The organism is Variovorax sp. GW821-FHT06D12 (assembly GCF_059419205.1).
This window is the reverse complement of the sequence record NZ_JBWKRI010000005.1, coordinates 534,582-546,507: the sequence shown is the minus strand read 5'-3', so window position 1 is coordinate 546,507 and position 11,926 is coordinate 534,582. Positions and strand designations below refer to the sequence as shown.

At 63.1% G+C, this 11,926-nt stretch carries 9 protein-coding genes; 5 read left to right on the top strand and 4 right to left on the bottom strand.

Annotated elements, in window-relative coordinates:
- Nucleotides 1-16 precede the first annotated feature (16 nt).
- Entirely contained in the window at nucleotides 17-1,903 is a 1,887-nt protein-coding gene (locus tag AC07SQ_RS18805; protein ID WP_495272249.1) for a glycosyltransferase family 2 protein, read from the top strand.
- Entirely contained in the window at nucleotides 1,900-3,870 is a 1,971-nt protein-coding gene (locus AC07SQ_RS18800) for a rhamnan synthesis F family protein (RefSeq protein WP_495272250.1), read from the top strand. The genes AC07SQ_RS18805 and AC07SQ_RS18800 overlap by 4 nt, the downstream gene beginning before the upstream one ends.
- Nucleotides 3,871-3,948: 78 nt before the next feature.
- On the opposite strand, the gene AC07SQ_RS18795 is transcribed toward AC07SQ_RS18800, so the two are convergent.
- Both AC07SQ_RS18795 and AC07SQ_RS18790 read right to left on the bottom strand, forming a co-directional pair.
- Entirely contained in the window at nucleotides 3,949-4,650 is a 702-nt protein-coding gene (locus AC07SQ_RS18795) for an ABC transporter ATP-binding protein (RefSeq protein WP_056575985.1), read from the bottom strand.
- Nucleotides 4,651-4,653: 3 nt separating this feature from the next.
- The gene (locus tag AC07SQ_RS18790) at nucleotides 4,654-5,457 is read right to left on the bottom strand and encodes an ABC transporter permease (RefSeq protein WP_307582828.1); all 804 of its coding nucleotides are present in this window, start codon (nucleotides 5,455-5,457) and stop codon (nucleotides 4,654-4,656) included.
- A gap of 323 nt (nucleotides 5,458-5,780) precedes the next feature.
- Between AC07SQ_RS18790 and AC07SQ_RS18785 the strand changes: the two genes are divergently transcribed.
- Together AC07SQ_RS18785 and AC07SQ_RS18780 are read left to right on the top strand one after the other, a co-directional pair.
- Nucleotides 5,781-6,779 (top strand): glycosyltransferase family 2 protein, encoded by a 999-nt coding sequence (locus tag AC07SQ_RS18785; RefSeq protein ID WP_495272251.1) that lies wholly within the window; start codon nucleotides 5,781-5,783, stop codon nucleotides 6,777-6,779.
- Between the two features lie 10 nt (nucleotides 6,780-6,789).
- Nucleotides 6,790-7,854: a glycosyltransferase family 2 protein gene (locus tag AC07SQ_RS18780; RefSeq protein ID WP_495272252.1), complete on the top strand. Its 1,065-nt coding sequence runs from the start codon at nucleotides 6,790-6,792 to the stop codon at nucleotides 7,852-7,854.
- A 40-nt stretch (nucleotides 7,855-7,894) separates the two neighbouring features.
- Here AC07SQ_RS18780 and AC07SQ_RS18775 read toward each other — a convergent pair whose 3' ends face one another.
- Both AC07SQ_RS18775 and AC07SQ_RS18770 read right to left on the bottom strand, forming a co-directional pair.
- Entirely contained in the window at nucleotides 7,895-9,916 is a 2,022-nt protein-coding gene (locus AC07SQ_RS18775; protein WP_495272253.1) for an acyltransferase family protein, read from the bottom strand.
- Between the two features lie 85 nt (nucleotides 9,917-10,001).
- Complete coding sequence (locus tag AC07SQ_RS18770) at nucleotides 10,002-10,760, bottom strand: glycosyltransferase family 2 protein (protein ID WP_495272254.1); 759 nt, start codon at nucleotides 10,758-10,760, stop codon at nucleotides 10,002-10,004.
- A 45-nt stretch (nucleotides 10,761-10,805) separates the two neighbouring features.
- Here AC07SQ_RS18770 and AC07SQ_RS18765 point away from each other — a divergent pair, with 45 nt between their 5' ends.
- Nucleotides 10,806-11,897 carry a glycosyltransferase family 4 protein gene (locus tag AC07SQ_RS18765; RefSeq protein ID WP_062471143.1) on the top strand — a complete coding sequence of 364 codons (1,092 nt, stop codon included), beginning with the start codon at nucleotides 10,806-10,808 and terminating at the stop codon, nucleotides 11,895-11,897.
- Nucleotides 11,898-11,926 lie beyond the last annotated feature (29 nt).

Here is an 11,926-nt window from a genome sequence, read left to right as displayed (position 1 = left end):
AAAAATAAAACTGCTCATGTATCCACCACGCGTATCAGTCGTCATTCCAACGCGAAACTCCGAAAAATATCTAAAGGAGGCGCTGGATAGCATTCTGGGGCAGACCTTCACGGATTTCGAGCTGCTGATTGTTGATGACAATTCAACGGACGGCACTCTGGATCTCATCCGTGGCTATGAGGATGCTCGCATCACAGTGTTGAAAGGGCCGGGCAAAGGCCTTGCTGCTGCGTTGAATTTTGCTTTTCGCGAAGCACGAGGTGAATTCATAGCACGCATGGATGCGGATGACATCGCGGAAGCGACGAGGCTCGGAAAGCAGGTAGCGTTTCTCGATGAGCATCTCGACGTGGGGGTGTGCGGCACGAAGTTTCAGCAGTTCATGGACGGTGATGCCATTCATCATCACATGGAGAACGTCCGCTATGCCGACATGCTCATGGGCTGCTATATCGCGCATCCCACGGCCATGCTGCGACGCCAGTTGTTCGTTGAAAACAATCTTTTCTACGACGAGTCGATGCGTTTCAGCGAGGACTACGATTTGTGGACGCGTGCCATTCGCGTCACGAAACTGGGAAATGTCCAGGAGATCCTGCTTCGCTATCGCCGACACAATGAGAGTGCGTCGATTGCCCACATGGACGAGATGCACCGGCTGGATGTCGGTGTCAAGCTCCGGATGATCGGGTATCTGGTGGGCGACCTGCCACCAGCCGATGTGGAACAGGTCACGGCGATGCTGAAAGGCGAGTCCGGCAATGAGGCGGCCAAGCTCGACATGCTGGCGAAATTGATGGCTTCCATCAAGCGCCCCGACCTTTGCTCGCCGCTTGAGCTGGCCTCCGTATTCCACCAGATCAAGCCACTGCCCAAGGACGATTTCGTTCACCTGTGCAAAGACGTCATCCGCGAAATTCCGATCTTCGTCATCTCGTTCAACCACCTGACGTACCTGCAGGCAAGCATTGCGTACTTCGAAAAGGCAGGATTCAAGAACATCCACATCATCGACAACGCGTCGTCCTATCCGCCGCTTGTCGAGTACCTGCGTGCCTCTCCCCACAGAGTGCACTACATGGGCGTCAATTACAAACACACAGTATTGTTCGACTCGTTGAAATTCAAGGAGATCGTCGATTCGAACTATTTCGTGTTGACCGACCCGGATGTCCTGCCCGTCGATGAATGTCCATTTGACTTCTTGTATGTCTTTCTTGATGTCTTGCTGAGTCATCCAGCCAAGAACAAGATCGGTTTTTCCCTCAAACTGGACGATCTGCCCGATCACTACGAGCTGAAGGAAAACGTTCTCAAATGGGAGGGTCGATTCTACGAAAAGGTGAAGGAGCACGGCACGCTGACGGTTTACGATGCACCGGTGGACACGACATTTGCGCTGTATCGTCCGCGAGAAGAATGGCGCACCTCCGATTTCTTCTCGGCATTTCGAATGGGCTATCCCTATGAAGCAAGGCATTTGCCCTGGTACCGGGATCTGACGAAGCTGACAGATGAAGAGCTTTTCTATCGCAGCCTGGATCAGGGAAGCAGCAATTGGAATGGCACGATGAGTGCTGAGCAGCTTCACAAGAAATACGGCACAGGTGTGACGCCGGACGCGAATGCCGATCAGGCCGCATTGGACGCGCAAGCCGCGCTGCAGGGCACCTTCAGCGATACCTTTCGACGTCGCCGTGTGGGCGAACTGCGCGGATATTTTCTCAACGGGCGTTGGCCATTGCTCAATTTGCAAACTATTCCGGGCGAGAGCATCTGTACCACGCTTTATGTCTTTGGAAAGTTGCCTTTGATGAGCAAGACCACGGACGCTCAGCATCACGTGTATCGCGCCTTCGGCGTGCTTCCGATCTGGAAGATGATTAAAGAGGATATTGAATGAAGCGTTTGTGCCTTTTTGCCGGGTATAGCCCTGAGAGTCGGGTTGATGACTATGTGGTTCACTACCTACGTGAGCTTTCAAGGTTTGCCGATGTCTATTACCAGGCGGCAAATGAGGCCAGTGAGGAAGAGCTCAAGAAGCTGGATTCGGTCACCCGTGGGCGATGGGCGGAAGCGCACGAAAAGTATGATTTCGGATCTTGGCAGAAATTGATTTTTCGGCTGGGGTGGCAAGAAGTCGAGAAATACGACACCGTCATCCTGGCGAATGACAGCAATTACGGACCTGTGCGGGAGCTGGCGACAGTCTTCGCCCGCATGGATGCTGCCGGTCTGGATGCCTGGGGCATCACTGAAAACTATGGCAACACGCGACACCTGCAGAGCTATTTCCTGACACTGAACCGGCCTGTGGTGGGGAGTGCAGTTTTCCGGGATTTCTTCGAGTCCATCGCGGTCGAAGAATCGAAGCAAAAGATATGTGAAAAGTACGAAATCGGACTCAGCAGGTTGCTGGCCGCGAATGGATTTTCCTTTGCGCCGCTGATTGACCGGTCTGTTCTTGACGTTCCGTTCGGTGCAGATATTTCGACCTATCAGAACACGCTTCTTCAGAAGGGTTCGCCGTTCCTGAAGCGCAAGGTGTTTTCATCGCGCAACTTTGCGAATGAAGACCTCACGCTGACGCGAACGCTGTTGGAAGAGTTGAAGTACCCACTCGACTGGATTGCCCTCCCTGCGGCATTGCAAGAGCCGGTGGGCGAGAGTGGCCCGGAAGCCACGCAAAGGTCGTCGGACGCGGTGGAGTCTCAGGCGCAAGCGGGACCACCGCCTGCGGGGGGGCTGTCCATTCGCGCGGTGATCAAGCGGATGTTGTGGCCGCTCTACCTGCCATTCAAAGCGAGGGTGGTCGACAAGCTGGCCGGTATCGAGCAGCGGGTCGGGCATCTGGCGGAACGGACCGTCAAGATCGATGGTGATGTCGGCCATCTGCGAGGCTCGGTTAATGGCTTGGTCGATGGCTTGCCCAGCTTCTTCGTCGATGTCCGCGCACAAATGTCGGGCCTTGCTCAAGGGGCCCGGGACGCCGCCTCGCAAATTGCTGCGCTCCAAGTCCAGATGACGGCGCTCTCTCAGAATTCGACGAACGCGGTCGCCCGTGTGAGTGACGTTCAGACTTCCGTCGCGGAGCTGCACGGGCATCTGGATTGGGTGCAACGGGATATCCTGATTGCGCTGATGTCGAACATCGACCTCGAGAGCTTGAAGGGCTTCAAGTGCGTCACGGACTATCCGGTGGCCTATGACAGCCCGGATCACATCCATCCCGTCGGAACCGTTCTCGATCACACGCGGCACCCGCGCTTCATCCGCGCGTGCGAGGACTACTTTGCTGGTTCAGGCAAGCAGTTGTCCTTCCTGGACCTCGGCTGCTCGGCGGGCGGGATGGTGCTCGACGCAGTCCTGCGGGGTCATATTGGCGTTGGCCTCGAGGGAAGCGACATCTCCAGGCTGCAGCAACGTGCTGAGTGGCGGCTCCTGCGCGATTCTCTTTTCACGTGTGATGTGACCCGCCCTTTTGAACTGGGTCGCGGCGAGATCGAGACGTTCAAGTTCGACGTGATCTCGGCCTGGGAAGTGCTCGAGCATCTGACGGCGGAGGGGGTCGAGGGCCTGTTTACCAATCTTGCGCGCCATACCCGTCCGGGAAGCATCTTCGCCTGCTCCATCTCCCAGGTGGACGGCGGCTTCACGGAAGATGGCACGCCCTTGCACCAAACGTTGGAGCCGCTGCCATGGTGGCAGGAACGGGCAGCGAAGCACGGCTTTGATGTGCTGGAGTCCCAGGCGTTCTTGCCGCTGGACTTCGCTCGGGGCAATGGCAATTCCAGCGTTTACTACCGCCCGGCGCACAGCTACCAGGAGAAGGAAGGCGATTGCTTCCTCGTCGTTTTCCAGCGCCGGTGAGGCTGGCACGGCGTGCGGGTCGGGGCCGGCATGCTGCCGCATGTGGCCCGGTGCACTACCGGCCCTTCACGCTGAATTTCAGCTTTCGACGATCCGCCCGTGTTCCATATGGATCACGCGATTGCACTCCTTGGCAATCAGCTCGGGCGAGTGCGATGCCAGCACCAGGATGCCCGACTTGGAGACCACGTCGCGCATCCGCTTCTCTGCCTTTTCGGTGAACGCGGCATCGCCCACCGACAGCCATTCGTCCATCAGCAGGATGTCGGCTTCGACGCTGGTCGAGATCGAGAACGCCAGCCGCATCATCATGCCGGTCGAGTAGGTGCGAACGGGCATGTTGACGTACTCGCCCAAGCCGCTGAACTCGCAGATCTCAGGCGTGAGCCGTTCGATCTCCTTCATGCTCATGCCCATCACGAGGCCGCGCAGCATGATGTTCTCGATGCCGGTGGCGTCCATCTCGATGCCCAGTGCGGGATCGATCAGGCTGGCCACGGAGCCCTGGCGCGTGAATTCACCCGCTGAAGGTTCGTAGACCCCTGCCAGCGTGCGCAGCAGCGTGGACTTGCCCGCGCCGTTGTGACCGACCAGGCCCAGCCGGTCACCGCTCTTGAGCTCCAGGTTGAGGCCGCTGAGCGCCTGCACCACGGTGACCCCGGTTTCCTTGCCGAAGCGTCCGCCGGTGACCGAAGCCGCCAGCGTTTTCTTGAGCGATGCCGAGCCCGCCCCGTAGATGGGGAAGCTGACCGAAACGTTTTTGAGTGAAATGGATGCCATGGATCAGAGCCAGTAGACGACGCGGCGGCGGTATTTGACGAACAGCACGCTTGCGATAGACACGCACAGCACGGTCCACACGGCGATGCCGATCCAGCTGTGCAGGTGCGCCACGCCGCCCATGAGCGGCGTGCGCAGCAGGTCGAGCATCTGTGCGAAGGGGTTCCACAGCACGTACTTGGCGCGGCTTGGAAGGTTCTCGGGGAGCCAGAACACGGGCGTGAGGAACATCAGCATCTGCATGAGGCTGGTGATGATCTGGGTCACGTCGCGGTAGCGCGTGCAGATGAGGCCCAGCAACAGGCCCAGGGCGTGCGCGTTGATGATGAGGATCGCGAAGGCGGGAATGATCAGGAGCACCGACCACGACAGCGTGACACCCGCCCAGATGGCCACGGGGATGTACAGCACGATCTGGTGGAGGAACTGGATCAGGTTGCGCGCCAAGCCTCGCCAGACGAACAGGCTGATGGGAAAGTAGCCCTGCTTCAGGTAGTTGGACGAGCCGACGAAGGCATTGCAGGCGTCGGTGACCACCGCGGAGAACGTGCCCCAGAAGATCACGCCCAGTGCCAGGTGCGGGAAGAACTTGTCCAGGTGGGTGCCGAAGAGCGAGGCATACAGCGGCCCCATGCCGCCGATCATGACGCCCATGCTCAGCGTGAGCCACAGCGGCCCCAGCATGGAGCGGCGATAGCGCAGCACGATATCGAACCAGGCCAGCGTCCACCAGATGTCGGTGCGGCGGGTGCCTTCCCACCAGTCGGCCAGGGGGCTTCGATGGAGATTGGAATGAACTTGGCTCATGCGTGTGCGTCAGTGTCTTTGTCTGCCATGCGGACGGTGATGTGCAGGGTCAGGGTCCCACCGCCGCATGAAACGGCGATGAGCAAAAGCGCTTCGTGGCCGAGGGGGTCAAGCGGGATTTCTTGGAGGGCTATGGCCGCAGGGGCCGGGACGGTGCTCGTGCGAGCCCGCGCATTTTATTCAGAGTATCAACTGAGAGATAATTTTACCGGCTCCGGTTCCGCTGCAATTCGTAACCATCGAAGAGCCCCCCGCTCCCCGATCGGACGGGCTGCGGCTGCCATCGGCAGCATGCCCGACAGAAAATCGATCAACCCATGCGTATGTCCCGTCCCCTCGAAGTCTCCGTCGCCCTGTGCACCTACAACGGCGCCCGCTTCCTGCGCGAACAGGTGCGCAGCATCTGCCTGCAGACCCGCCCACCGATCGAAATCGTGCTCTCTGACGACGCCTCGCGCGACGGCTCGGTCGATGTGGTACGCGCCACGGTCGCCGAATGCGCAGCGGAGCGTCCCGGCCCGCCCATCGCCCTGCGGGTCTTCGAGAACCCCGTGGCCCTGCGGGTCGTCAAGAATTTCGAGCAGGCCATCTCGGCCTGTACCAGCGACCTGATCGCGCTGAGCGACCAGGACGACGTGTGGGTGCCCGACCGGCTCGAGCGGATGGCGGCGCCTTTCGTGCAGGACGACAACCTGTGGCTGCTGCACACCGACGCGCGTCTGGTGGATTCGCAAGGCAGCGACCTGGGCAACACGCTGTTCCATGCGCTCGAAGTCACGCCGTCCGAAATCGAGCGGATCCACACCGGCCGGGCCTTCGACGTGTTCCTGCGCCGCAACCTCGTGACCGGCGCCACCACGGTTTTCCGTCGTACGCTGCTCGCCGATGCGCTGCCGCTGCCCGTCGAGTGGGTGCACGACGAATGGCTGGGGATCGTCGCATCGACGACGTCGCGGGTCGACCTGCTGGAAGAGCCGCTCATCGAGTACCGCCAGCACGAATCCAACCAAATCGGTGCCCGCCGCGACACCTTCAAGGAAAAGGTGCGCAAGGCGCTCGCCTCGCGGGGCAACACGCACGTCGAGCGCGCGATCAAAGCCGAGTTGTTGCTGGAGCGCCTGCTCCAGCTCGGCGATCGCGTGCCCCCCGAGATCATCGACAAGGTGCGCAGCAAGATCGTGCACCAGCGCTTCCGCGCCGCCTTGCCCGCCTCGCGCCTGGCCCGGTGCGTGCCGATCCTGCGCGAGGCCATGACCGGTCGCTATGACAAGTTCGGCCGCGGGGTGCGCGGCGTGGTCCGCGATCTTTTCGAATCAGTCTGACACAACAACAATGAACCCAACCAACGTCCCCGCGAACCCTTCCCGGCCCGGCGAGCCGACGGCCTGGCCGAACGTCGTGGTCATCATCCCGTTCTACAACGGCGCCGATTTCATCGAGCGCTCGGTGAGGAGCGTGTTCGAGCAGTCGGTGCCCGCGCACGAGGTGATCCTGGTCAACGACGGCTCGCGCCCCGAGGAGCGCGACGCGCTCGACGCGCTGGCCGCGCGCTACCCGTTTCGCATCCTCGACAAGGAGAACGGCGGCCAGGGCTCGGCGCGCAACGCAGGTGTGAAGGCCTCCACCTCGGACTTCATCTGCTTTCTCGACCAGGACGACTTCTACCTGCCCAATCACATCGAGACGCTGGCAGCCGCGATCCCGCCCGGCGACCGGCTGTTCGGTTATGTCTATGCCGACCTGTACGAGGCCGATGCCGATGGCAACGTGATCCGCACCGGCGTGATCAAGGAGCACGCGACGCACCCCAAGCGCAACATCAACGACCTGCTGCGCAACGACATGTTCGTGCTGCCGTCGGCCGCGCTGGTGAGCCGCAGGGCCTTCGAGGCCGTAGATGGCTTCGACTCGCAGTTCATGGGCTTCGAGGACGACGACCTGTTCCTGCGCATCTTCCGCAAGGGGTTCAGCAACTACTTCGTGGACAAGGCTGTCACCGTCTGGTGCATCCACACGGCGAGCACGTCCTTCGGCATCCGGATGATCCGCAGCCGCTTCAAGTACTTCAACAAGCTCGTCCAGATGTTCCCCGACGAGCACCTGCGGGGGCGCTACTACCTGCGCGATTTCCTGGTGCCGCGCTTCCAGCCGTACTTCGTCAACCACGCGATCGAGTCGATCAAGAACAACGACCAGTACCGCGAGGAGATGAGCGCGATCCTCAACGAGTACGGCGCGATGGTGCTTTCCAACCCGTATGTGGGACGCAAGAAGAAGCTGCGCCTGCGGATCACGCTGTTCCTGCTCAACCACTGCCCGCCGGGCGTGGTGCGCCTGGTCGGCACGGTGACGAAGCTGCCGGGCATTCGCAGCCTGCGCAAGCTCTATAAGGCCTGATGCGCACCGCGGCGGCCGGGAGGCCGCCGCAGCCCCATTCTCAGCGCGCCGGCGCCGGTGTCGTCATCGCCGGGTCCATGTAGGTGGCGTGCTTGCGCACGTACTCGGCGCGCAGGTGCCCGGCGTCCTTGTAGATCGGCGTGGCGTCGGCGTCAGCCCGGGTGCACTGGTCTTTCTCGCACAGCGTCGGGATCGGGTCGATCACGATGGCGCCGCTGCGCTGCGCCATCTGGCGCATGCGCTCGTGCAGCGCCTTCTGCTCGGAAGCCCAGGGCGCGGTCGACGACATGCGACCGACGGTCATGCTGCCCAGGCGGCCCCCCTTCACGAACTCTTCGGGACCGAAGCCCGCGCCGACCGGGTTGTCCAGCAGCAGGTAGACCTGCTTGTGCTTGGAAAGTGTGGTCATCACGGTCTCGAGCGTGCTGAGGGCCAGTTCCGCGCCGTTGCCGCCCATGAAGCGGTGCTTGTTCTTGCCGTCGAAGTAGTAATAGCGGTCCGCCGCGGCATCTTCGGCGGTGGGCTTGCGGGTCACCGAGAAGTAGCAGTTCCAGCAGCCGCCGAAGACGACGGCATCGAACTTGTCGCTCATCGCCAGACGCATGCCGCCGTCGCGGCGCTCCGCACACAGGTTGTTCTGCTCGTCGACGACACCGGGAACCGGCGGGCAGGCGCCCCAGGTCGTGAATGACAGCGAGTCCAGCCTGTCCGGCGCGATCTTGCTCAGCTCTACCGCGCGCGGCCCGTACTGCTCGATATGGCTGTCCCCGAAGAACAGCACCCGCCGCTTGCCTTGCCCGATCTGCTGCAGCACCTCGCCGTCGACCTTGATCGGGCTCAGGCCGTCCGGGTAGGCCCAGTCCTTGGCGGCTGCGGCGGTCTTGTTGAAGTACGGATCGCTGTGGCGGCCGACGTAGTAGCGCGTGGTCGCCAGCAGGCCGAGCACGACGAAGCCGATCATCACGGCCACCAGCCCCGCCGTCACCGTCGGGTTCTCGCTGCGGCGCGTGTAGCGCTCGACGAACCGGTAGGTGAGCCACGCCAGCACGAACGACGCCACCAGCATCAGCGCGCGGATGCCGTCCGACGGCAGTTTGCCCTCGAGGATGCGCGCATAGGCCAGCAGTGGCCAGTGCCACAGGTACAGCGGATAGCTGATCAGGCCGACCCACACCATCGGCTTGGAGGCCAGCACATAACGATTGAGCACGCCGCTCGGTCCGGCCGCGATGCAGAAGAAGGCGCCCACCGACGGCAGGATGGCCCAGAACCCGGGGAAGGCCTTGCCGCCGCGGATGTAGCACAGGCCCAGCACGATCAGCACGAGGCCGGCGATCGACTGCGCGTGGCGGCTCCAGCCCGCCTTCGGCGGCGGGCGGTGCAGCCGCGCGTAGGCCAGCATGCCGCCGATCATCAGCTCCCAGAAGCGCGACAGCGGCGAATAGAACGCGGCCGTGCGGTGGCTGTGGATGGTCGTCACGTTGAGCAGGAACGACATCGCCGCCACCGTGCCGAGCACCGTGAGCATGCGCCACTTGCGCTTCCAGGCCAGGCCCAGCAGCACGGGCCAGAAGATGTAGAACTGCTCTTCGATGGCCAGCGACCACAGGTGCAGCAGCGGCTTGGTCTCGGCGGCGTTGTCGAAGTAGCCGGCCTCGCTCCAGAAGGCGAAGTTCGAGACGAAGCCCGCGCCCGCGGCCACGTGCTTGCCCAGTTGTTCCCATTCGTGCGGCAGCAGGGCGAACCAGCCGAAGGCCATGGTGGCCAGCAGCACCAGCGCCAGCGCCGGAAAGATGCGCTTCACGCGCCGCGCATAGAACTCGCGGTAGCTGAAGCCGTCGCCCTGGAAGCTGCCCAGGATGATGGTGGTGATCAGGAAGCCCGAGATGACGAAGAAGATGTCGACGCCGATGAAGCCGCCCTTGATCCACTGCGGGAACGCGTGGTAGCCGAGCACCGACAGCACCGCGACGGCGCGCAGCCCGTCGATGTCCGGGCGGTATTTCGGGTGAACCAGGTGGGCGTGTTCGGGGAGGGAGGTCGGGCTGCTCGTGGTCGTCATCGTCGGTGCTGAAAGCGGCGCTAGCGGGCTTTTCGTGCGGGGCTTTTCGGCCCCGATTGTCCTCGCAAACGCCGCCGTGCCTTTTTCAGGCGGCGGCGCGCTGCAGCCGCCAGTAGCGCCAGAAAGCGCCCGACAGCCACACCTTGAGCAGGCTGGTCACGTGCCAGTACAGGTACTTCTTGCTGCGGTGGCTGGCGCGCTGGGCGTCGTGGCGCGCGCGCAGGTCTTCGGTCACCTGGAGCTTCCAGCCGGCCAGGCGGGTGCGGGCGCAGATGTCGAAGTCTTCCCCGTACATGAAGAAGCGTTCGTCGAAGCCGCCGATCTTGCGGTAGGCCTCGCTGCGAAACAGCATGAACAGGCCGGGAATCCAGGCCGGCACGGTCGGCGGCTGGTAGCCGGGCTTCTTGCGGCCCAGGATCTCGAAGGGGGTCAGCAGCGCGCGGTGCGGCTCGGGCTCGGGCCGGCCCGACTCCAGGATGCGCGGCGTCATCAGGCCGGCGTCGGGCGCGGCCTGGGCGAGCATCGGGGCGAGCACGTCGGCGTCGAAGCGGATGTCGGGGTTGAGCACCAGGAACCAGGGCGTGTCGCAGCGCGCGAAGGCCTGGTTGTGGTTGGCGCCGAAGCCCAGGGGCGCCGCGTTCTCGATGCGCTCGATGGCGAAGCCCCACTGTCGTCCTGCGAGCAGGTCGGCCTCGGGAATGTTCAGCGTGAGCACGACCTTGGCGATCGCGTCCCGGCTGTGCCGGTCGAGCTGCTCGAGCAGCGGCAGCACCAGCGCGAGCTGGCCGTGGCTCACGATCGACAGGGTGACCGGGGCGTGGGGTGAAGAAGGGGGCGTGGGCATGGTCTAATTTCGCTCGGGAATTCTAGGGTTCCCCCAACCCCACTCATGATTGCCCTGATCATCCTCAGTTTCTTCGTCTCCGCCATCGCGGTGCAGCTGTTCATGCGCCGCGCGCGCAGACACGCACGCCGCTACGGCGCCGACATGCCCCAGCGTTTCCACAAGGGCCACGTGCCGCGCCTGGGCGGGGCCGGCATCATGCTCGGCATGAGCGCGGCCTGGCTGGGCGCCGGCCTGATCGAGCCGCTGAACATCGCCTGGCCGCTCAAGTCCTCGATGCTCACGCTGGTGTGCATCCTGCCCGCTGTGCTCGGCGGCATCGTCGAAGACGTGACGCAGCAGGTCAAGGTGCGCTACCGGCTGGGCCTGACCATCGGCTCGGCGCTGCTGGTGTGCTGGGTGCAGGGGCTGGGCGTGGCGCGCACCGGCTTCGAGACGCTCGACGGCTGGCTCGCGCTGCTGCCCTATGCCTCGCTGGTCTTCGCGGCCCTGGCCATCGGCGGCCTGCCGCATGCCTTCAACATCATCGACGGCTACAACGGGCTGGCCGGCACCGTGGCCGTGCTCGTGTGCCTGGCGATCTCGCACGTCGCGCTGCAGCTGGGCGACCGGCAGCTGGCCGCGATGGTGATCTGCCTGGTCGGCGCCACCTTCGGCTTCCTGGTCTGGAACTACCCGCGCGGCAAGATCTTCGCCGGCGACGGCGGCGCCTACGTCTGGGGCATGGTGATCGCCGTGGCCTGCGTGACGCTGGTGCAGCGCCACCGCGTGGTGTCGCCGTGGTTCCCGATGCTGCTGCTGATCTACCCGGTGTGGGAGACGCTGTTCTCCATCTACCGCAAGCTGGCCCGGGGCCAGTCGCCGGGCACGGCCGACGCGCTGCACTTTCACCAGCTGATCTTCCGGCGCATCGTGCGCGTGGCCTTCGCGGACGACGAGGCGCGCCAGCTGCTGGCGCGCAACAACCGCACTTCGCCGTACCTGTGGATGTTCGCCGCGCTGTCGGTGGTGCCCGCGGTGCTGTTCTGGAACAACACCTTCGTGCTGATGCTGTTCTGCCTTCTGTTCGTCACGACCTACGTCGGGGCGTACCTGATGATCGTGCGCTTCAAGGTCCCGCGCTGGCTGCGGCCCTGACCGCCGGCGCCGCCTTGTTGCGAGAATTC